Genomic DNA, 21,837 nt, shown 5'->3' on the forward strand with positions numbered 1-21,837 from the left:
TCGGCTGTAGGGCCGGTGTGAGAACGGCGGGTGCCGTCCGTCACGCCCCCGGGTGCAGTCCGAGCACACCCGGCGTCGGGTCACCCTTGACCTCGCCGAAGTACAGGGCGAACGTCTGCTTCAGACGCTCCACCTCGGCCCGGTCGGACATGAAGCGGGGGAAGCCGTCGATGTTGGCGTTGCGGTACTCCCAGACCGGCTTCAGACCGGCCGGGGGAGTGATGTCGGTGCGCACCGACCAGCCGTTGAAGGAGTTCTGCTGGGTGGCCGTGGACAGCTGCCAGTTGAGGTAGAGCTTGGCGGCCGTGGTGTTCGCGGCCTGCTTCAGGATCGCCGCCCGCTGGCCCCACGCCATGAACGGGGCGCTGTCGGGGACGACCCACTTCACGGGACCCGTGGCGAGCGGCGCGCCCGAGCCGCCGACGCCGATCGCGTACTGCCCGGCGCGCACGGCGTCGCCGGGCGAGTTGCTGCCGCGCGCGAACCGGACGTCCTGCGCGGCCAGCCCAGCCACCCAGTCCCAGCCGTAGTGCTTGACGTAGAGCGAGTACAGGAACAGGACGGCGTCGTCGTCGTGCGGGAACGACGAGGCGATCCTCCCCTTCCACTTCGGGTCGACCAGGTCCAGCGGGGTGCGCGGCGCGTCCGAGCCCACGGCGTCCGGCCCGTACATGAAGCTGAAGCCGATCGCCGCGACCGCGACCCACGCGCCCTGCGGGTCCTTGAACGTGTCGTGGACCTTCGAGAACCCGGCGGGCCTGTAGTGCAGCAGACGGCCCTGGGTCTTCCAGCGGGTGAAGTCCTGGAGGGTCTGAAGCTGGACCACGTCGGGGACGAGGGTGCCGGTGGCGAGCTGGTTGTCGACGCGTACGTCGTGGTACTTGCTGTAGTCGACGATCAGCTTCAGGTCGATGCCCGGGAAGGCCTTCAGGAAGGCCGCCTTGGTGCCGTCCTGCTGGGTGGGGGTGTCCCCACCGGCGTAGACGACGAGTTTGCCGCCTTCCGCGAGCGCGGCCTTGTACAGCTCGTCGAGCGACCTGGTCTCCTCGCCGCCGGAGCCGGTCCGACGGGGAGAGGCGGCCGAGGTGGTCGCGGTGGACGCGGAGGCGGGGGGCGTACCGAGGGCGCCGACGCCGAGGGCGGCACCCGCCCCGGTCGCGAGGAGACGCCTTCTGCTGGGGAAGCCGGTCATGCTGGGGAGACCTCTCTGGACTCTTGGGGGGTGGGAGACCGGGCGCCACGGTCGAGGTCGATTCTGCCGGGCCCGGCGGCCGGTTCGTGTCGTCCGGACGGAGCGGATGACGGGCGTACGGTGCAATCCCCGTTCAACCGATCGGTTGACGCCCCCTCTTGTCGCCCGCTCTTGTCGCCCGCTCTTGTCGCCCCCGCGCGGAGTGCCCGCTACGGCCGTGCCAGCCGCCGCATCGTCAGCGCGAGGTGCAGCCGCAGCCGGCCCTGGGGCGTGCGCACCGGCCACCCCAGCAGATGCTCGGCGTGCACGAGCCGGTCCTGGAGCGTGGAGTGGTGGACGTTCGCCTCGGCCGCCGCCGCCCGCAGACTCGCCGTGGCGGTGACGGCGTACAGGGTGGCGAGCAGCCAGGGGGCGTCCGCGGCCGCCGCCTCGACCGCGTGGACGTCCGGCGGGGGTTCGGCCCCCGGCCCGACGAGGTCGGCCAGCAGGGCGATGCCGCCGAGCTCCTCCGCGTACACGACCCGCGGACCGGGATCCTGCGCGGTGCCGTCCGCGGTGAAGCGGAGCGCGGTGCGGGCCGCGGTCCAGGAGCGGGGCAGGTCCGGCACCGGTACGGCGGGCCCGACACCGGCCCGGCCGGCGGGCACCGCGTCCCGGCCGTCCGCGGGCAGCACCCGGGGCCGGCCGCCGGGCGTGGCCAGCGCGCGGGCGGGGGCGGCGGGATCGAGGCCGAGACGACGGGCCGCGTGCAGCCGGGCCGGTTCGGCTGCCGTGGCGTCGAGGAGGGTCTCGATCAGGGCGGGATCGTCGAGCGGGGCCCGTCCACGCGTGCGGTCGAGCACGAGACGTGCCGCCCCGGCGGCCCGTTCCAGGATCACCGCGTCCACGACGCTGGGCACCGCACCGGTGCGTTCCAGCCACAGCGCGGGAACGCCGTCGGGCGTCAGACCCGTGGACGGCCAGGCCGGGTCCGGCGGCAGATCCGTGTCCCGGCGCGTGCCGTCGGCCTCCACCCGGATCCGCACCCGCCGGTCGGCGTCGACGAGCCGCGCGGGCACACCGGCGAGCACCGCGGCGCCGCGCACCAGCGCCTCCACTCCGGCCCGCGACTCGGCCAGCCGGTCGAAGTAGGCGATGACCCGCACGGCGGCCCCGGCGTCCGGGTCCAGCGCGGTCAGGCGCCCGGCCAGCTCTTTCATACGGCCATGATGCGCCACGCGGCCCCCGCCGAGGAGGGGTGCGGCCGTCGCTTCCGCTCGGGAACCGGCAACGGGGGTCGGCCGCGCACAGCGTGTGACACAGTGGCGGGAAATTGACGGAGCACGTGCGGGGGTGAGCGACATGCCGGAGCTCGGCAAGGGCGGGAACACGGCGCTGGCGGCCGGGCCGGTGACGGTGGAGCTGTTCGCCGAGGGCGACCCGGTCGACCTCAGCGCCCTCCTCGTCGCCGCGGACGGCAGGGTCAGGTCCGACGACGACCTGGTCTTCTACAACCAGCCCTCCGCCGAGTCCGACGCCGTACGCCACCGGGCCGCCGACGCCGACGGCCCCGAGCGCGTCGAGGTGGACCCGGCCGCGCTGCCCGCGGACGTCGACCGGGTCGTGCTGGTGGCCAGCTGCGACCCCGACGACACGACGCGCACGTTCAGCGATGTCAAGAACGTCCAGGTGCGTGCCACGCAGGGCGGCGCCGTACCGGTCGTCTTCCGCCCGCCGGCCCTCACCGACGGCGAACGCGCGGTCCTGCTGACCGAGCTCTACCGGCGCGCCGGCACGTGGAAGCTGCGCGCCATCGGCCAGGGCTACGCCGACGGACTGGCGGGCCTCGCCACCGACTTCGGCATCGACGTCGCCGAAGAGGAGATGCCACCGCCGCCCGAGCCGCCCGTGCCGCCCGTGCCGCCCGTGCCGCCCGTGCCGCCCGTGCCGCCCGAGCCGTCGGCCCCGTCGGCCGTGGAGACCCCGCCCGCTCCCGTGTCGCCCCCGCCGAGCCTGGTCAAGCCACCCCTCGGGAAGATCAGCCTCGACAAGGGCAGCCAGGTCTCCCTCAGCCTGGACAAGGCCGACCGCGACCTCGTCGTCACGGTGGCCCTGGAGTGGGACGGCGGCAGCGAGCGACGCCGCAGGGCCGGCGCCGACCTCGACCTGTACGCCCTGTTCGTGCCCGCGAGCAAGGCCCTGCGCGGCCCCGACGTGCCCGGCACCCTCGTCAAGTCCGGGCACGTTGCGGGGGGCGAGCCGCTGCGTCCCGGCGGGCGGCCGTCCGCCGGGGCCGAACCGGCTACGGCGAAGAAGGGCAAGAAGGCCGACGTCGTCTACTACAAGAGCCTCGGCTCGCTCGAGAACCGCCCGTACATCCGCCTCGACGGCGACTCCAAGGTCCCCGGCCGAGAGGCCGTGCGGATCGTGCGTCCCGACGAGCAGGGCTACGTCCTGCTGTGCGCGTACTCGGCGGTCAGCAACGGCTTCGGCTCGTTCCGCAGCTTCGGCGCGAAGGTCGTCGTCGACGACGGCCGGGGCTCCACCGTCACCGTCCCGCTCTTCGAGAACACCAAGACCCGGTACTGGGTGGCGATCGCGCTCGTCGACTTCACCGCCGCCGACGCGGCCGCGATCCACCACGTCGAGGCCTACAGTGCCCGGATGACGGAACGCCGGCCGGTCCTGCACCCCGACGGGACCATCGAGATGAACGCCGGTCCCGTGGAGTTCAAGCGCCGCTGAGCCCCTGCCCGCGGGAGTTACTCGGCGAGCAGCCTGCGCAGCCAGTCCAGGTGGGCCGCGCGGGCCGACTTGGACAGCGCGGCCTGCGGCGCGAAGCCGTCGAAGCCGTGGAAACCGCCCGGCCAGACATGCAGTTCCGCGACCCCGCCGGCCTGCCAGATCCGGGAGGCGTAGGCGACGACCTCGTCCCGGAAGGTCTCGGCGGAGCCCGCGTCGAGGAAGGCCGGGGGCAGCCCGGACAGGTCCTCGGCACGGGCGGGCGCCGCGTACGGGGAGACGTCCGGGCCGCCCCGCTGCTCGCCGAGCAGGGCGGTCCACCCGGTCTCGTTGGCCGTACGGTCCCAGACGCCGAGGCCCGCCATCTGGTGGCTGGAGGGGGTGTCGTTGCGGTCGTCCAGCATCGGGCACATCAGCACCTGGCCGAGCGGCCGCGGACCCTGGCGGTCGCGCAGCAGCAGGGCGAGGGCGGCGCCGAGGCCGCCGCCCGCGCTGGCCCCGGCGATCACGATCCGCTCCGGGTCCGCGCCCAGCTCCTTGGCGTGCTCCGCCGTCCACAGCAGACCGGCGTACACGTCCTCGACCGGCGCCGGATGCGGGTGCTCGGGCGCCAGCCGGTACTCCACGGACACCACCACCATGTCCAGCTCCCGCGCCCAGTCGAGGACGACGTCCACGCCGACCCGGTTGTTGCCCAGGACCATGCCGCCGCCGTGCACGTGGTAGACGACCGGACGCGGCCGGTCGGGGGCCGGCGAGGTGGGCCGGCAGATCAGCAGCGAGATCTCGGCGGAGCCCTCTGGCCCCGGCACCGTCCGGTCCTCGACCTCGAAGGCGCCGCCCACGGTCAGGTCCAGCTCGGCGAGCAGTGCGATCCCCGGCCCCTGCCGGACGGCCTCGATGTCCTCGAGGGTCATGCCCGGCTGGATCATCTCCTTGATCAGTTCCAGCGCGGCGGCGAGTTCGGGGTCGAAGGGCGGCGGCACGTAGGTCATGGGCTTCTCCTCACGCGGAACGCGGATGCGCGGCGGCTCGTGCGGCCCATGATCGGCGCATCCGCCGCTCGTCGGAGCACCGCCGTACGGCGGAACCTGCCCGCCATTCGGCGGGTGACACCCGTCCCCGGTTCTCTCGGGTTGCCAGGACATGACCCTCTGTTCACCTGTGTGGGGTGGAAAGGGACAGGCCGGTTCGACAACGATTTTCCACCCCCACAGGCATCAGGAGTACCACCAGTGAACGTCTCGCTCCCGGTCTGGCTGCTGACCGTCTCGGCTCTGTGCGCGCTCGTCGCCGTCGACTTCTTCATCGGCCGCAGACCGCACGACGTCTCGGTCAGGGAGGCCGGGACCTGGACGATCGTCTGGATCGTCCTGGCCTGCCTGTTCGGCCTGGGTGTGTTCCTCTTCGGGGGCGGCAAGCCGACGGGGGAGTTCTTCGCCGGGTACATCACCGAGAAGTCGCTGAGCGTGGACAACCTCTTCGTGTTCGTCCTGATCATGGGCAGGTTCGCGGTGCCCTCGCAGTACCAGCAGCGGGTGCTGATGGTGGGTGTGCTCGTGGCCCTCGTGCTGCGCGCGGTGTTCATCGCCGCCGGCGCGGCCATCATCTCGACGTTCTCCTGGGTGTTCTACCTCTTCGGCGCCTTCCTGATCTGGACGGCGTGGAAGCTGATCCAGGACGCCAAGAAGGACGGACACGAGGACGAGTACGAGGAGAACAAGCTGCTGAAGGCGGTGGAGAAGCGTTTCGGCGTGGCCGACCGCTACCACGGTACGAAGCTGTGGATCGAGCAGAACGGCAAGCGGGTGATGACCCCGATGCTGGTCGTGATGCTGGCGATCGGCTCCACCGACGTGCTGTTCGCGCTCGACTCGATCCCCGCCATCTACGGGCTGACCGAGGACCCGTACATCGTGTTCACGGCCAACGCGTTCGCGCTGATGGGCCTGCGGCAGCTGTACTTCCTCATCGGCGGCCTGCTGAAGAAGCTGGTCCACCTCAGCTACGGCCTGTCGGTCATCCTGGGCTTCATCGGCGTGAAGCTGGTGCTGCACGCGCTGCACGAGTCCGGGGTGCACGTGCCGGAGATCGGCATTCCGTTCTCGCTCGGCTTCATCGTGCTCGTCCTCGCGGTCACGACCTTCACCAGCCTGCGGGCATCCAAGCGGCAGGAGGAGGCGGTGCGGGACGGCTCTACGGTGTAGGCGCCGCGTCCGCGCGCATCATCACGCAGTCGAACTCGATCACCCGCCCCGTGGTCGCCTCGCGCGTCACGGGGTACATGCCGGTGATGCCGAACCCGGCGGCCTCGTACGCCGCGACGGCCTCGCCCATGCCGGGGCTGCCCTCGTACAGCTTCAGCACGGCGACCTCGGACTGCATCCCCGCGAACTCCGCGATCCGCTCCCCGGCCCCCGCGAAGACCTCCAGGTCATAGCCCTGGGTGTCCATCTTCAGGTAGGGGCGCGGCTCGGCGAGGCCGTCCAGCGCCTCGTCCATGACCTCCGCCAGCCGGCGGACGCGGATCTCCTCGGTGTCGGCCTTCGTGAACCGGGTGTAGCGGCCCTTGCCGTAGTCGCTGGCCGGCAGCAGGGAGTTCATCGTCTGCCAGCCGATGTGGATCTCCGCCGTCGTCTCCTCACGGCCCAGCCCGCACTGGTACACGTGCCAGTCGGGGTCGTTCGCGGCGGCCTTCTCCAGCCGGGCGAACGTCTCGGACGTGGGCTCGAAGGAGACGATCCGGCCGGTGTAGCCGAGCCTGCGCAGCCGCTTGGCGTACTGGCCGCTGTTGGCGCCGACGTCGAAGACGCAGTTCACGCGGTACAGCTCCAGCATCGCGGCCACGTGCTGGGTGCAGAGGTATTCGGCGGCCGCCAGTTGCAGTCTGCGCTCGTCCTGCCGCTCCGGGGCGTCCATGAGGAGCAGCGCGCCGGTGTCGCCCAGCCGCACGGCGGCGCCTCGGGCGACCTCGGAACGCGCGTCGTCGGTGGTCCGCCTCAGCACCCAGGTGTCCTTGTCCGCACGAGTCGCCTCGTACGGACCGCCGCCCCGCGAGACCACCGCCGTCCCCGGCCCGAGATCGGTCACCCGGACGCCGATACGGGGCATCAGGTCGAGCAGTCGTCGATAAAGGGTCCGCATCCCCCACCCCTATCAGACGTGACCGGGAACGGTCTGCATCTTGAACGACATTCGACCCCGGCCTGCCCGTTGACTTCGAGAGCAGCTCCAGCACCTGGCGTCACCGGAGTCGGCGACGGGCGGGGGAAGAGCCGGAACGGCCGGAACAGCGGATGACCGGAGACGGACATGCGTGTGGGCGTGGACATCGACCCGTTCGGCCACTCCCGGGGAGCGCCCGCGCCGGGCGCCGAACTCGCCGCGGCCGGCGCCGCCGCCGCGGAGGCGAGCGCGTGCTTACTGTCGGTGATGGACGAGTACTTCCGGATGAGGGGCGCGCAGGACGAACGGGGCCCGGAACGCGCCGGACCCCGTTCGTCGCCTACGTGGGTGTTACGGCGTTCAGGCGGCCGCGACCTCGCCCGCGTGGCCGTGCAGACGGGCCACGACCTCGGTCAGCTGGGCGGCGACCTCGGCGTCGTCGACCGGGTGGGTCTCCGCGAAGCGGGTCAGGGAACCCGGGATGGAGAGCTTCAGGTCCTCGATCACCTTGCCGCCGGCGATGCCCACGGCCTTGCGGGCCTCGTCCTGCGCCCACACGCCACCGAACTGGCCGAACGCGGTGCCGACCACGGCGACGGGCTTGCCGCCGAAGGCGCCGGCGCCGTAGGGGCGGGACAGCCAGTCGATGGCGTTCTTCAGGACGGCCGGGATGGTGCCGTTGTACTCGGGGGAGAAGAGCAGGAAGGCGTCGGCGGCCTGGGCGGCCTCACGCAGCTTGGCGGCGGTGGCCGGCACGCTGCCCTCGACGTCGAGGTCCTCGTTGTAGAAGGGGATCTCGGCCAGGCCCTCGAAGAGGTCGACCTCGGCGCCCTCGGGAGCGACCTTGACGGCCGCCTCGGCGAGCTGACGGTTGGTCGAACCGGCGCGGAGGCTGCCGACGAGCGCGAGGATGCGGACAGACATGGGTACTCCCAGAGGCTGAAACATTGCTGTGACGGATCCGGACCGAGGTCCGTTTAATGTTCTAGCACCCTAACCGGACCGCGGTCCAGTTTCATTCCCGGTGCTTTACGCTGAGTTCATGTCCGCTCTTCTGCCGCCCTGTCCGGAACCCGAGGAGACCACCGGCCGGCCCGAGCTGCTGCAACTCGGGTCGGTCGGCGACGAGCCGTGCCTGCGTGCCGACGCGGCCCGCAACCGGGCCAGGCTGCTGGACGCGGCCGCCCGGCTGATCGCCGAGCACGGGGCGGCCGGGGTCACGATGGAGGCGGTGGCGACGGCCGCGAACGTGGGCAAGGGCACGGTGTTCCGCCGCTTCGGCGACCGCACCGGGCTGCTGACCGCGCTGCTGGACCACTCGGAGAAGCTGTTCCAGGCCGCGTTCCTGAGCGGCCCCGCGCCGCTGGGGCCGGGCGCGCCGCCCGTGGAGCGGCTGAGGGCCTTCGGTGTCGCGATGCTGAGGCGCGCCGTCGACCAGCTGGATCTCCAGCTCGCGGCCGAGCCCGGACCGGAACGCCGGTACTCCGTGCCCGTGCGCCGCGTCCACCACAGTCACCTGGTCCTGCTGCTGCGGCAGGCGGTGCCCGGCGCGGACGCCGAACTGCTCGCCCACACGCTGATGGGGTACCTCAGCCCCGTCCTCATCCACCACCTCACCCGGCAGTGCGGGCTGCCGCCGGCGCGGCTGGAGGCCGGCTGGAACGACCTGGTCGACCGGGTGACGACGGTTCAGGGGTGAGCGGTGAAGAGGTCGACCACGGGCTGCGGCGCGTCCTCGGCGAACAGCGCCACGCCGTTGTGGGCGGACTCGGACGCGGCCGACGCGCTGCGCGGGAACAGCTTCTTCTCATAAGCGGCCAGCGCGACCTCGGGCGCGCCCGGGTGCGCGGCGAGGGCCAGGCCCAGTTCGGCGCCGTCCAGCATGGCCAGGTTGGCGCCCTCGCCCGCGAACGGTGACATCAGGTGGGCGGCGTCGCCGAGCAGGGTGACGCCGGGGGCGCGGTCCCAGTGGTGTCCGACCGGCAGGGCGTGGATCGGGCGCGCCACCAGCGGCCCGTCGGCGTCCGCGACCAGCGCCCGCAGGCTCTTGTCCCAGTCCGTGAAGTGCCCCTGGACGTGGCGCTTGGCCGCCTCGGCGTCGTCGAAGCCGACGCCGTCGGCCCAGCCCTCGGGAACCCGGAGCGCGGTGTAGACGTGCAGGCTGCCGTCGGGCTCGCGGTGGGCGAGGAATCCCTTGCCGGCGCCGAGCGCGAAGAGGGATCCGCCGCCGACGGCCTCGGCGCTCACCGGATGACGTACGTCCGCGTCCCGCAGGTACGTCTCGACGAACGACACGCCCGTGTAGGCGGGCCGGGCGGCGGAGAGCAGCGGGCGGATCCGCGACCAGGCTCCGTCGGCGCCGACCAGCAGGTCCGTGGTGAAGGCGGAGCCGTCCTCGAGGGTCACCTCGTGCCGTCCGTCGCCCAGCGCACGCGCGCCGGCGACCTTCGCGCCCCAGCGGACCGCGCCCTCGGACAGCGAGCCCAGCAGCAGGTCGCGCAGGGCGCCGCGGTCGACCTCGGGGCGCCCGCCGGTCCCGTCGTCGGCCTGCTCGAAACGGACTACGGCGTCCTTGTCGAGGACCCGCGTGGCCTCGCCGCCGGGCAGTACCAGCGCCCGGAACTCCTCGTACAGTCCTGCGGCGCGCAGTGCCTCCTGGCCGGAGTCCTCGTGGATGTCGAGCATGCCGCCCTGGGTGCGGGCGGCGGGGGAGGCGTCCAGGTCGAAGACGGCCGACTCGACGCCGTGCACACGCAGCACCCGGGCGAGGGTGAGACCGCCGAGTCCGGCGCCGACGATCGCCATGGGGTGGTGCTCGAGGTGCTTCCCGGAGTGGTTCACGGGGTGCTTCCCGGAGTGCTTCCCGGAGTGCTTCCCGGAGTGGTTCACGGGGTGGTTCATGACTTCTCCCTCGTTCCTTCGTGGCTCATTCGGGTACGGCGGTCCGCTCGATGCCGTTGATCAGTGCCTGGAACCCCCAGGCGAGGCGGGTCTGCGGCGATCCCGAGAGCAGCGGTCCGGCGAGGCCGGCGATGTGCGGGTGGGTCCGCTCCGAGGCCGCGTGCAGTGCGTCCGAGACGGCGTCCCAGTCCTCCTTGGACGCCCCGTCGCCGGCGTGCTCGGCGGCGGTCGCGGTGGCGTGCTGGAGCAGCAGGTCCACGCCCCACGCGGCCTGCGCGGGCGGCACCCCGCCCTCGGCGAGCAGCGCCAGCAGGTTCTCGATCAGGTTCAGGTAGTGCGGGCCGCTGGGGCGGGCGGTGATCGCCGAGCGGGCCAGGTCCGGGTGGTCGAAGAGCATCGCGGTGTACGCGGTGAGCACCCGCTCCAGCCGCTCACGCCAGCTGCCCCCGGCCGGGGCCGGGCCGACCGTGCCCAGCAGCTCGTCGAGCACGGCCGCGTGCAGCTCCGCCGTGTTGCGGACGTACACGTACAGCGAGGCCGGGCCGGTGTCGAGCTCTTCGGCGAGGCGGCGCATGGTCACCTTGCGCAGGCCTTCGGCGCGCAGCACCGCAACGGCGGCGGCCACGATGCCCTCCCTGGTCAGGGCGGGCTTGGCCGGGCGCTCACGGCGACTGCGCGGGGAGTGGGGTCGTCCTGTCATGTGCTCAGGGTAACGAACATGTTCGTTGCGAACAAGTACGTCACGAACATGTTCGTTGATGGTTCGTTGGATTTCGACGTCCCCCGCCCGGGACCCCGCTCACAGCTTCTGCCAAGATGCCGTACGTCATGGTGCAGATACCGAACACGCCCGCGCCGACGAAGTCGCCGGCGCCTCGCCCCGTGCCCACGAGCGCCGATGTGGCCCGCCTGGCCGGCGTCTCGCGCGCGACCGTCTCCTACGTCCTGAACAACACCAGCGCCGTACGCATCAGCGAGCCCACCCGCCGCCGTGTCCACGAGGCCGCCAAGGAACTCGGGTACGTGCCGCACGCGGCCGCCCGCACCCTGCGTGCCGGACACAGCCGGATGGTCCTGATGCCCACCCTGCCCGTCCCGGCGGGTCCGCTCTACAGCCAGTTCGTGCACGACTTCCAGGGGGCGCTCAGCCGCCTCGACTACACCGTCGTCCAGTACGGCGCCACCGGTCTGCGCGGCGACGACGCCGCCCGGGCCTGGGCCGAGCTGCGGCCCGTCGCCGTGCTGGTGCCCAGCCCCGGCATCGGTCCGGAGGCGGTCGCGGTCCTCAAGCGGTCCGGTGCCCGCGCCGTGGTGAGCCTCAGTTCCGAGCGGGTCGAGGGCGCCCACGCGCTGCTCCTGGACCACGCGGACGTCGGCCGCGGCGCCGCCGGGCACCTGTACGCCCGCGGTCGCCGCCGGATCGGCGCTGTCGTCCCCGAGGAGCCGGGCCTGGAGCTGTTCGCCGCGCCCCGCCTCGCCGGCGTCCGCGAAGCCCTGCTCGGCACGGACGCCACCGTCACCGAGCTGCCCCTCGCCTACACGGAGGAGTCCGCGGCCGCCCTCGCGGCCCGCTGGCCCGGCCTCGGTCTCGACGCCGTCTTCGCCTACAACGACGAGTACGCCATGCTGCTGATGCGCGCCCTGCAGGACGAGGGCTTACGCGTGCCCGAGGACGTGGCCGTCATCGGCGCCGACGACCTCATGCTCGGCCGGCTGCTGCGGCCCAGGCTCAGCACCGTCCGGATCGCGCTGCCCTCCGGCCGCGACCTCGCCGCGCTGGTCGACCGGGCGGTCCGCAACCCCGCGGCCGCCCCCGAGTCGCACGAACTGTTCGGAGCCACGGTGGTCCACCGCGACTCCAGCTGACCCGCGTTCTCCCGGCTGTCTCTCCAAGTCCCCGACCGGACACATGACTAGGATGTTGCACGCTCAACCAGATGGGGTGCGCCGGTTCACCGCATCCCGCCATGCCGCCGCCGAACTGGCGGCGACTGCACGGGACTTCCGTTTCCCGTGTGAGCCGTCAGTCCCGTGGGTTCACTGATCGGAGAGCCGTCATGCCGTTGCTCGACCCCAAGACCTGGCAGTCCCGCACCCTTTCGGGACCCCAGCACACCGTGACCGAGCCCGCCACCGGCGACTCGCTGGGCACGGTCGTCCTGGCGGGCGGTGCGGACGTCGGTCCGGCCGCCGAGGCCGCCCGCGCCGCGCAGGCCGAGTGGGCGCGCGTCCCGCACTTCGTCCGAGCCGGAGTGCTGCGCAAGGCCGGCGACCTGTTCGCCGCGCACGCCGACGAACTGCGCGACTGGATCGTCCGCGAGTCCGGCTCCATACCCGGCAAGGCCGACTTCGAGCTGCACGTCGCCGCCCAGGAGTGCTACGAGGCCGCCGCCCTCGCCTCCCGGCCGGCCGGACAGGTCCTGCCCAGCGAAGCGCCCCGGCTGTCGTACACCCGGCGCGTCCCCGTCGGTGTGGTCGGCGTGATCTCCCCGTTCAACGCCCCGCTGATCCTGTCGATCCGCTCCGTCGCCCCCGCCCTCGCGCTCGGCAACGCGGTCGTCCTCAAGCCGGACCCGCGCACGGCCGTGTGCGGCGGCCTGGCGCTGGCCGCGGTCTTCGCGGAGGCGGGCCTGCCCGAGGGCCTGCTGCACGTCCTCCCGGGCGGCGCCGAGACCGGCGCGGCCCTGGTCGCCGACCCGCGCGTCCCGGTGATCTCCTTCACCGGCTCCACCGCGGCCGGCCGCGCCGTCGGCGAGGCTGCCGGACGCCACCTCAAGCGCGCGCACCTGGAACTCGGCGGCAACTCCGCCCTCATCGTGCTGGAGGACGCCGACCTGGACGCGGTGATCTCCACGGCCGCCTGGGGCTCGTTCTTCCACCAGGGCCAGATCTGCATGACCACCGGCCGCCACCTGGTGCACGCCTCCCTCTACGAGGAGTACGTCGAGCGGCTCGCGGCGAAGGCCGACGCCCTCGCCGTCGGCGACCCGCACCGCGCGCAGGTCCACCTCGGCCCGCTCATCGACGACGGCCAACTCGCCAAGGTGCACGGACTGGTGGAGGCCAGCACGGCGGCCGGCGCGAAGCTCGCCGCGGGCGGCACGCACGAGAACCTCTTCTACCGGCCGACGGTCCTCGCGGGCGTCGACGACGACACCCCCGCCTACGCGGAGGAGGTCTTCGGCCCGGTGGCCCCGGTGCGCCCCTTCACTACGGCGGACGAGGCGGCGGCCCTGGCCGCGCGCAGCTCCTACGGCCTCTCGCTCGGCATCGTCACCCGGGACGCCGCCCGCGGCCTCGACCTCGCCGAACGCGTCCCGACCGGCATCGTGCACATCAACGACCAGACGGTGAACGACGAGGCCGTCGCACCCTTCGGTGGCGTCGCCGCCTCCGGCACCGGTGCCCGCTTCGGCGGCGAGGCCAACCTGGAGGCCTTCACCGACGTGCGCTGGACGACCGTGCGGGGCGACGTCGCGCCGTACCCGTTCTAGGAGGGACCCTTTCATCCGGGGGGACTCTTTCAAGAGTCGGGGGACTCTCTCCAGGAGTTACTCGCCCTGGGCGGCCGGAGCACCGTCGGCCTCGGCCTTGGCCTGCTCCTCGATCGACTTGCGGACCTCGTCCATGTCCAGCTTGCGCGCCTGTCCGATGACGTCCGTGAGGGCGGCCTCGGGCAGGGCGCCGGGCTGGGCGAACACGGCGACCCGGTCCCGCACGATCATCAGCGTCGGGATCGACTGGATGCCGAAGGCCGCGGCCAGTTCCGGCTGCGCCTCGGTGTCCACCTTGCCGAACACCAGGTCCGGGTTCTCCTGCGCCGCCTTGTCGTAGACCGGGGCGAACTGACGGCACGGCCCGCACCAGGACGCCCAGAAGTCGATCAGCACGAAGTCGTTCTCGGTGACCGTCTGGTCGAAGTTCTCCTTGGTGAGCTCCACGGTGCTGCTCATGGCGTGATTCCCTCTTCCCGGTGCTTCCTGCCAGGGGTGTCCTGACATGGGGTGAAGCCGTCCGCACAACGCGGTCGGCCGGTCGCGTATTCCGCGCCCCTACCCGTGTGGTCACCGGCCACACCACCCACCAGACTGACCCCATGACGGAAACGGAAACCATCGTGTACGACGTCGTGGTGCTCGGGGCCGGGCCCGTGGGGGAGAACGTCGCCGACCGCACCCGCGCGGCCGGTCTCACCACCGCGGTCGTGGAGAGCGAACTCGTCGGCGGCGAGTGCTCGTACTGGGCCTGCATGCCCAGCAAGGCCCTGCTGCGCCCGGTCATCGCCCGCGCCGACGCCCGCCGCGTGCCGGGCCTGCGCCAGGCGGTCCAGGGCCCCCTCGACGCGGCCGCGGTCCTCGCCCACCGCAACTACTACACCTCCGACTGGCACGACGACGGCGCCGCCCAGTGGCTCGAGAGCATCAGTGCCGACCTGTACCGCGGCCACGGCCGGCTCACCGGCCCGCGCACGGTCACCGTGGGCGACAAGGTGCTCACCGCCCGGCACGCCGTAGCCGTCGCCACCGGCACCCGCGCGGTCCTGCCCGACCTGCCGGGACTCGCCGAGGTGAAACCCTGGACCAGCCGGGAGGCGACCAGCGCGCAGGCGGTGCCCGGCCGGCTCGTCGTGGTCGGCGGCGGAGTCGTCGCCACCGAGATGGCCACCCTCTATCAGGCCCTCGGCTCGCAGGTCACCGTGCTCGTGCGCGGCAAGGGCCTGCTGAACCGCATGGAGCCGTTCGCCGGCGAACTCGTCGCCGAGGCGCTCGCCGAGGCCGGCGCCGACGTGCGCACCGGCGCCTCGGTCGAGTCGGTGACCCGTACCGCGGACGGCACCGTCGTGGTCGTCACCGGCGGCGGCGACCGCATCGAGGCCGACGAGATCCTCTTCGCCACCGGTCGCGCCCCGCACACCGAGGACCTCGGCCTGGAGACAGTCGGCCTGGAACCGGGCTCCTGGCTCACGGTCGACGACAGCCTCCTGGTCACCGGCACCGACTGGCTCTACGCCGTCGGCGACGTCAACCACCGCGCCCTGCTCACCCACCAGGGCAAGTACCAGGCGCGCATCGCGGGAGCCGCCATCGTCGCCCGCGCCGCCGGAACGCCGCTGACCGAGACCGGCCCCTGGAGCGCCCACGCGGCCACCGCCGACCACCAGTGCGTCCCCCAGGTCGTCTTCACCGACCCCGAGGCCGCCGCCGTGGGCCTCTCCCTGGCGGAGGCCGAAGAGGCCGGGTACCGGGTGCGGGCCGTCGACGTGGAGATGACCTCGGTGGCGGGCGCCGGCCTCTACGCCGACGGCTACAAGGGCCGCGCCCGGATGGTCGTCGACCTGGAGGAGGAGATACTGCGCGGAGTCACCTTCGTCGGCCCGGGCGTCGGCGAACTGATCCACTCCGCGACCGTCGCGGTCGTCGGCCAGGTCCCCATCGCCCGCCTGTGGCACGCGGTCCCGTCCTACCCGACGATCAGCGAGGTGTGGCTGCGGCTGCTGGAGGCGTTCCGCGACAACTGAGCCCAGAAGCAGGGACGTTCAGCTGATTCCGAGGCTGTCCTGCCAGGCGCGGGACAGCCTCGGGCGCAGGAGGACGACACCTTGCTGCGTCCCCACCGCCAGGTCCAGCGCCGGGCTGTCCGGCAGGGGGACCAGCGAGGTGACGAGGGCGGGCAGGGGCGCCGCCCAGACCCGGTCACCGCTCGGGAGATGGCACAGCGCGACGCCGTACTCGTCGCTCAACGCCACCAGCGTCTCGCCGCTCGGCGCGGGCCCGGCCCACAGGATGCGGCAGGCGGGGACGGCCAGGCGGTGGAGGATGTCCGGGGTCGTCGCGTCCCACATTGTCACCGGGGCCGGACGGGAGTCGTCGGACGCCCGGTCGTCGAGGAGCAGCAGGACGGGGGTGCCGTCGGGGAGTTCGGTCCAGCGTATGAAGTGGTCGTTTCCCGATACGAGCGTGCGACGGAGAGACGGGTCCGGCGACACGTCGGGTCGGGGACCCGCCACCTCGTACTGACGGTTCGTCGGCAGGTGGACGACCCGGGTGGTGCCGTCCCAGCCCTGCTGGGCCACCCAGCGGGTCCCGTCGGCGCCGTGGTGGGCCAGCAGGAGCCACACGTCGTCGAGGAGCTCCACCGGCGCACCCTCGTCGCACGCGCCGTCGGAGATGTTCCACAGTCGCCCGTCCGTGCGGCCGGACGGCTGCCTCGGGACCGTCTCGCCCGCCACGGTGGCCGGCTTCGAGTGCCCGGCCACGCTGCTTTCCCAGCCCACGGGCTTGCGGACGCCCGTCATCAGCGCGGTGCTCCCGGACGGCAGGACGAACGCCGCTGAGCATGCCTGGTCCCGCAGCGGATCGAGCATCCAGGGAAGCTCCGTCCAGTCGGGCTGCGCGTCGGGGGCGTCCAGGAGCCGGAACCGCCCGAGGATCCGGTCGAAGGCCAGGACGCGCGCGTGCGGCGACAGCCGGGTGGGCGGCAGGAGATGACCCGACACCGCACCGCCCACGCAGTCGCCGCTCAACCACGTCAGCTCGGTCGGCTCACCCTCCTCGCCGGGCCTCACCCGGGACCAGACGAGATGGGAGATGGGAATGACCCCGGGCGGTGCCGGCACGGCTTCGGAGAAGGACTCCAGCCGGAAGTGCCCCCCGTAGGCCCATGCCAGCGCGTGCAGTGCGCCCTCGGAGTCGACGGTCCAGTCCTGCTCGTCGTCGACATCGGCGTACAGACCACGCAAGGGCGAGGATGTCGAACCGCCGTCCCGTCCCGTGGCAGGGACGACACGACGAGCCTCGGTACCGGACAGGGCGAGGACACCCGGTGAGGCGGCCGGCCACGCGATCAGCGACTCGATTTCAGGGGCGGCCCCGCCGACGGAGCCACTCGGTGCCGCGGGCTCGGCCGGGCGTTCGTGGTCCCCCCACTTCCACAGCCGTGCGGTGCCGTCGTTGCCCACGGCGAGGACGTCCGGCCCGCGACCGCCGTCGACGGGCAGCAGACGCAGGGCGCACACCGCGCCCTCGTGTCCCCACATCGCCGACCCGATCGCGTCCCCGGTGGCGATGTCCACCACGCGTACCGCGATGTCGTTCACCCCCACCCCGTACAGACCGTCACGCAGCAAGGCGGGCGTCAGCCTGTCGACGTGACCTGCCGCCCTGTCCTGTGCGGCGACGGGCTGCGGCGGGGCGTCGAGACGTACCACGAGCAGGTCGTCGTTGTTCTGCGTCACGAACACGGGATCCGCCTCGCTGCCGAGCGCGAAGCCACAGTCCTGCCAGATGAAGCCGTCGAACGCCTTGGACACCGCGCGCCCCGATCCCGGGTGCAGGAGCGTCAGACGAGTGCGGCTCTCCCCGATTGCGGCGACGGTCCCGCCGCTGCCGTGCATGTGCGACATCAGGAACGGCTCGCTCGCACCGTCCAGCAGTACGCTCACGTCGGCGTCGCCGTCCCCGGCGAGGGGATGCAGGGTGACGCGCCCGAGCCGGCCGTCGCAGACCAGCAGCCGGACCCGCCCGTCCTCGTCGTACGCCAGGCACGCGGTGGCGCCGATCTCTCCGTGGGCGAACCTGCTCGGGTTCTCGCACGCGGCCTCGGCCAGCGTGTCGAGCGCCGGAAGGGAGCGGACGACGACGCGCTCCGTGTTCCCGCACAGCAGCACGGCCGTGCCGTCGGGCAGGAACCCGGAGTCGAACAGGATGGTGTCCCCGCCGGAAGCGGTGTGGAGCAGCGTCTGGTCCGCGACGTCCCAGATCCGGACGTCCCCCACGGCATCCAGGGTGACCGCCCGTGCCGGGCTCCTGTCGTCGTCCAGCACCGCGAGCCCCACGACGTCGGCCGGATGAGGCAGGACGGTGGACTGCGAAGGGTTGTCGAGTCGCCACACATGGACGTGCGGGGCCCGCGGCGGGGCGGCCAGCACCACCCGGCCGCCGGACGGCAGGAACACCTGCTCGATCGTCCAGTGCGGGTTGTACGCGCGGGTCGCGTACCCCTCGCCCTCATGGCGTCCCACCACCCGATGCGGGGTGATCTCCCGAGGCTCTACGCGCACGTCCCCCAGCACCGGCGACAGCCCCGACGCCCGGCGCCGCAGCCCGTCCTCCCCGTACGTCGCCGCCACGAACGCCAGCAGGGCGGCCCGGTCGACGGAACCGGGGTCGCTGTCGGCCACCAGGTAGGCGTAGCGCTCCACGGCCATGGCGAGCACGGGCCTGCGCACGGCCTGTCGTACGGCGGGCAGCAGCGTGGCCGGGTCGGAGTGGACGACGAACGACGCGTCCTCGATGAGGTCGTCCAGGTGTCCCGCCGGCGCCGCGTGCGTGGCCAGATGGGCGAGGACGTACGGGTGGGCGCACGACCAGTCCTTGTCGGGCACGAGTTCCAGCAGGATCTCGACGAAGCACTCCTGAAGGTCCGTCATGTCCCGGTGGGCGAGCGCCCGTTGCTTGAGGTGGTCGGTCAGCTCCTGGTGGTAGAGCCGGAAGTACTTCGTCCCGGCCACCTCCGCATGGGCCAGGTACGAGCCGTCCTCCTCCAGCAGCAGGTCGATGTCCGCCTGGGCGAGAGCGATACCCGAAAGGCGCGCCGCCGCCGACAGCCAGATCCTGCGCGGCAGTCCGTTGCCCGCGCCGAACGCCAGCGTGGTCAGCAGCGCGACGGTGCGGGCGTGCCGCCCCGTGGGCAGACGCTGGAGATACGCCTCGAACGCGCCGCCCACGTCCGAGGGCAACTGCTCGGACCAGCCGGGCACGGCGGTGTCCACCAGCGGCCCGCGCAGCAGCGCGCTGGCGGTCATCCGGGCGACCAGGAAGCAGCGCCCGGCACGGCGGGCGACCTCGTGCGCCACCCGGAGGGCGAGTTCCGGGTGTGCCGCGTAGGGCGCTCCCGTGTCGCCGAGGATCTTCGCCACGTATGCGGCCGGGTCCGTGTCCCGCGCGTACCGGTCGTCATCGAGGTCGACGACCGGAACCCGGTCGCCCAGATGGGGCAGCAGCTCCCGCCGTGAGCCGACCACCAGCCTGACGCACGCCACCGCCCCGAGCGGCCGCAGGAGTTCCCACGCGATACGGCGGGCCTCGGCCTTGTCGCCGGCGGAGCCCGCCTCGTCGAGCGAGTCCACGACGACGCGGAACGGCCGCCGGCGCTCCGCGAGGGCGGTGAAGAGGGCGACCGGAGTGGCGGCGCGCACGTCGGCGGCGGCCGCGATCCGGCCCACCAGGGCCTCCAGGGTCTGGTGGTGGGCGTTGACCGAGGCGTCGGCGTGGCCGTCCAGCACCAGACGCCCGAGCACGGCCGACTTTCCCGACCCGGGTTCCGCCGTCACGACGAGCAGCCGTCCCGGCTCGTCCCCGTCCAGATGGGCCCGGGCCTGCGCAAGCGCCCGCTCGCGCCCGGTGAAGTACGAGCCGGGATCGTGGACGTGCTCCACGCCCCGGCCACGCGGCTCGAAGTGCGAGGACAGGTCCGAAACGTCTCCCTGGGCCCGGCCGTCGCTCACGATCTCGGCGTACGGATCGAACGCGGGGTTCGTGAAGAAGGGAGGCCGCTCGGACTGGTCGACCGAGGAGCAGGCGGCGCGCTGCGCGTTGCCCGCCGCCACGAACGACGCGCTGACGCGTTCGGCGAGCGTGCTGGGCGCCAGATAGCGCTGCGAGGGACCGTCGCCCCGGGCACACGCCTCGGCGAGCTCCACGACGAAGGCTCCGTCCAGGGCCATGTCGCGATGGCGGGCCGAGGCCAGCAGCCAGGTGCCCGCGCCGAAGGCATCGGAGCGGCCCCGGCCCGCCACGATGGTGTCGGTGATCGTGCCGATCTCCGCGGTGGCCGCCGCCGCGTGGCAGGCGTCCACCACGAACAGCACGTTGCGCACGGGCGAGGTGGCCAGGATTTCCGCCAGGTGGGGCAGGGACAGCCAGGAACGCGGGCGGCGCGTCTCACTGCCCGCGCAGGCCAGCCGGTACTGGCCGGTCGGAGCCCGGTCGCCGTGCCCGGCGTAGTACACGACCACGACGTCCTCGGCCGTGAGAGCGGGAGTCGCGCACCAGTCGGCCAGCGCGTCCTCGAAGGACGCGGAGTCGGGGTCGTAGGACACCGCGGTCAGGACCCGCTCGTAGCCCATCGAGGCGAAGAGGTCCACCGCACGGTCGACGTCCTCGTGCGCGAGGGGGAGTTCGGCGTTCTCCCGGTAGTGCCGGGTGCCCGCAGCGACCAGATAGCGCATCAGCCGGCCTCGGGGAGCAGCCCCGCCGTGATCGCCCGGCCGGTCTCGACGGCGGTGAGGTAGCGCGTGGCGTCGTGCATGTGGCTGCCGTTGTGCACGGCCACATCGGTCACGCCGTCACCGAAGGCGGGCCGCAGGTCCCGGACGACGGCCACGATGTCGGTGGCGTCGGCGATGTTCGTCCAGGCCCGCAGCGGCTTCGGCCATACCGCCCGGCGTCCCTCGGGGGAGGGGTCGAGCCGGTCCAGCACGTGCGCCCGCATGCCGAGCGGAGAGCCCAGGGTGACCAGCATGCGCACGTCCCAGTCGCGGTTGCGCTCCGGGTCGCACAGCGTCTCGTAGGCGACGACCGAGCCCAGGGAGTGGGCCACGACGACCCTGGTGTCCGGGCTGATCCGGTCGGACAGCCGGTCGCGTGCCGCGCTGCGGACGTCCCCGTCGCCGAGGTAACGGGTCACCTGCTTCAGACTGCCGATCAGCGCCCGGTCGAGCACCCCGGTCAGGAAACGGGCGCCGGTCAGGGCGTCGAGCGCGGCACGCACCGCGTTCAGTCGCAGGGCCCGGGAGGCGCCCCAGCCGACGGCACCCCGGGTGCCGGCCTGCGCCGGGCCGGGGACCGCCGGGTCGGTGCGGGCGGCCTCGGCCCACCACTCCATGAGGAGGGCGAACTCGTCGTCGGACTCGATGTCGCCCGCGTCGTAGGGGAGTTCCCGCCCGGCACGGGTGCCGGCCGGGCGGAACAGGTCACCGTAGAACGCCACGCCGATGTCGTCGGGAGAGGGGACCGGCCCGCCGGCCAGCCTTGCTCCGCCCAGCAGTTCCGGTACGACGTCCCGTGCCAGGGAGTCCTCACTCAGGTACTGCTTGCCGACGCCGTGTACGAAGACGACCTTGCTCAATTGTCCCTCCCCGTGTGAGGGAACAAGGTTACGCGCGCGGCGAGGTCAGCCGGGCAGGGGGAACCCGAGCGCCTCCGCCGCCGCCACCGGAGTCGGCTGCGCCCACCGCTCCAGCACCGCCTGGTTGGCGCAGAGCGACCGTGGTTCGGCCCGGTCGAGGTACAGCATGCCGTCGAGATGGTCCGTCTCGTGCTGGACGATCCGGGCGGGCCAGCCGCCGAACACCTCGTCCAGCGGCCGGCCGTGCTCGTCCTCGCCGGTCAGCCGGACCTCGGCGTGCCGGGTCACCACCGCCTGGTAGCCCGGCACGCTCAGGCAGCCCTCGAAGAAGGCGGCGGGGGCGGAACCGACCGGCTCGTACGACGGGTTGACCAGGACCCGGAACGGCTGGGGCACCCGCCCGCGGGCCACCCGCACCTCCTCCGGCACCGGCGCCGGGTCCTCGATGACCGCGATCCGCAGTTCCACACCGACCTGCGGCGCGGCGAGGCCGACTCCCGGTGCCGCGTGCATGGTGACGCGCAGCGCCTCGACGAACCGCGCCAGCAGGGTGGGGTCGAGCTGACCGTCGTAGCGCACGGTGCCCACGCGCAGGGCCGGGTCGCCGGCCGCGACGATGGGCAACGGGCCGCCGGGGGCGAGGAGTTCCTCGATCCGGTCGGCAAGGGGCGCGCGGGGACTGGGAGATGCCATCGGGCCAGGATGCCACGGCCGGACGGCATGTGACGCAG

17 protein-coding genes are annotated in these 21,837 nt (G+C 72.9%); 6 read left to right on the plus strand and 11 right to left on the minus strand.

What is annotated here, in order from left to right:
• Positions 1-40: 40 nt before the first annotated feature.
• Positions 41-1,192, minus strand: coding sequence for an ABC transporter substrate-binding protein (locus OG289_RS44750; protein WP_327319747.1), 1,152 nt, complete (start codon positions 1,190-1,192; stop codon positions 41-43).
• Positions 1,193-1,401: 209 nt separating this feature from the next.
• Entirely contained in the window at positions 1,402-2,391 is a 990-nt protein-coding gene (locus OG289_RS44755; RefSeq protein ID WP_327319748.1) for a helix-turn-helix domain-containing protein, read from the minus strand.
• A gap of 142 nt (positions 2,392-2,533) precedes the next feature.
• Here OG289_RS44755 and OG289_RS44760 point away from each other — a divergent pair, with 142 nt between their 5' ends.
• The gene (locus OG289_RS44760; protein WP_327320989.1) at positions 2,534-3,916 is read left to right on the plus strand and encodes a TerD family protein; all 1,383 of its coding nucleotides are present in this window, start codon (positions 2,534-2,536) and stop codon (positions 3,914-3,916) included.
• Positions 3,917-3,933: 17 nt separating this feature from the next.
• Here the strand turns inward: OG289_RS44760 and OG289_RS44765 are convergent, their stop codons facing one another.
• On the minus strand, positions 3,934-4,908 hold the full coding sequence (locus tag OG289_RS44765; RefSeq protein WP_327319749.1) for an alpha/beta hydrolase: 975 nt from the start codon (positions 4,906-4,908) through the stop codon (positions 3,934-3,936).
• A 240-nt stretch (positions 4,909-5,148) separates the two neighbouring features.
• Here OG289_RS44765 and OG289_RS44770 point away from each other — a divergent pair, with 240 nt between their 5' ends.
• The gene (locus OG289_RS44770; protein ID WP_327319750.1) at positions 5,149-6,120 is read left to right on the plus strand and encodes a TerC family protein; all 972 of its coding nucleotides are present in this window, start codon (positions 5,149-5,151) and stop codon (positions 6,118-6,120) included.
• On the opposite strand, the gene OG289_RS44775 is transcribed toward OG289_RS44770, so the two are convergent.
• Together OG289_RS44775 and OG289_RS44780 are read right to left on the minus strand one after the other, a co-directional pair.
• On the minus strand, positions 6,110-7,057 hold the full coding sequence (locus OG289_RS44775; protein WP_327319751.1) for an FkbM family methyltransferase: 948 nt from the start codon (positions 7,055-7,057) through the stop codon (positions 6,110-6,112). The genes OG289_RS44770 and OG289_RS44775 overlap by 11 nt on opposite strands.
• Before the next feature lie 381 nt (positions 7,058-7,438).
• A complete protein-coding gene (locus OG289_RS44780) occupies positions 7,439-8,002 on the minus strand; it encodes an NADPH-dependent FMN reductase (protein WP_319674234.1) in 564 nt (187 codons plus the stop codon).
• A gap of 118 nt (positions 8,003-8,120) precedes the next feature.
• Between OG289_RS44780 and OG289_RS44785 the strand changes: the two genes are divergently transcribed.
• Positions 8,121-8,777, plus strand: coding sequence for a TetR/AcrR family transcriptional regulator (locus OG289_RS44785; RefSeq protein WP_327319752.1), 657 nt, complete (start codon positions 8,121-8,123; stop codon positions 8,775-8,777).
• Here the strand turns inward: OG289_RS44785 and OG289_RS44790 are convergent.
• Both OG289_RS44790 and OG289_RS44795 read right to left on the minus strand, forming a co-directional pair.
• Positions 8,768-9,883: an FAD-dependent oxidoreductase gene (locus tag OG289_RS44790; RefSeq protein ID WP_327320990.1), complete on the minus strand. Its 1,116-nt coding sequence runs from the start codon at positions 9,881-9,883 to the stop codon at positions 8,768-8,770. The two genes, OG289_RS44785 and OG289_RS44790, sit on opposite strands and share 10 nt — an antisense overlap.
• 121 nt (positions 9,884-10,004) lie before the next feature.
• Positions 10,005-10,679 carry a TetR/AcrR family transcriptional regulator gene (locus OG289_RS44795; protein WP_327319753.1) on the minus strand — a complete coding sequence of 225 codons (675 nt, stop codon included), beginning with the start codon at positions 10,677-10,679 and terminating at the stop codon, positions 10,005-10,007.
• Between the two features lie 128 nt (positions 10,680-10,807).
• Here OG289_RS44795 and OG289_RS44800 point away from each other — a divergent pair, with 128 nt between their 5' ends.
• The gene (locus OG289_RS44800; protein ID WP_327319754.1) at positions 10,808-11,845 is read left to right on the plus strand and encodes a LacI family DNA-binding transcriptional regulator; all 1,038 of its coding nucleotides are present in this window, start codon (positions 10,808-10,810) and stop codon (positions 11,843-11,845) included.
• Positions 11,846-12,036: 191 nt separating this feature from the next.
• Positions 12,037-13,473 (plus strand): aldehyde dehydrogenase family protein, encoded by a 1,437-nt coding sequence (locus tag OG289_RS44805; protein WP_327319755.1) that lies wholly within the window; start codon positions 12,037-12,039, stop codon positions 13,471-13,473.
• Between the two features lie 57 nt (positions 13,474-13,530).
• Here the strand turns inward: OG289_RS44805 and trxA are convergent, their stop codons facing one another.
• A complete protein-coding gene (gene trxA, locus OG289_RS44810; RefSeq protein WP_327319756.1) occupies positions 13,531-13,932 on the minus strand; it encodes a thioredoxin in 402 nt (133 codons plus the stop codon).
• Between the two features lie 143 nt (positions 13,933-14,075).
• Between trxA and OG289_RS44815 the strand changes: the two genes are divergently transcribed.
• Positions 14,076-15,497, plus strand: a complete 1,422-nt coding sequence (locus OG289_RS44815; RefSeq protein ID WP_327319757.1) for a dihydrolipoyl dehydrogenase family protein — start codon at positions 14,076-14,078, stop codon at positions 15,495-15,497.
• Between the two features lie 18 nt (positions 15,498-15,515).
• On the opposite strand, the gene OG289_RS44820 is transcribed toward OG289_RS44815, so the two are convergent.
• From OG289_RS44820 to OG289_RS44830, 3 genes are read right to left on the minus strand one after another with little or no spacing between them, the layout of a single operon-like run.
• The gene (locus OG289_RS44820) at positions 15,516-20,207 is read right to left on the minus strand and encodes a caspase family protein (RefSeq protein WP_327319758.1); all 4,692 of its coding nucleotides are present in this window, start codon (positions 20,205-20,207) and stop codon (positions 15,516-15,518) included.
• Entirely contained in the window at positions 20,207-21,106 is a 900-nt protein-coding gene (locus tag OG289_RS44825) for a hypothetical protein (protein WP_327319759.1), read from the minus strand. The genes OG289_RS44820 and OG289_RS44825 overlap by 1 nt, the downstream gene beginning before the upstream one ends.
• 45 nt (positions 21,107-21,151) lie before the next feature.
• The gene (locus OG289_RS44830; RefSeq protein WP_327319760.1) at positions 21,152-21,799 is read right to left on the minus strand and encodes a peptide deformylase; all 648 of its coding nucleotides are present in this window, start codon (positions 21,797-21,799) and stop codon (positions 21,152-21,154) included.
• Positions 21,800-21,837 lie beyond the last annotated feature (38 nt).

Origin of the sequence: Streptomyces sp. NBC_01235, from assembly GCF_035989285.1 — a bacterium.
Taxonomy (GTDB): domain Bacteria; phylum Actinomycetota; class Actinomycetes; order Streptomycetales; family Streptomycetaceae; genus Streptomyces.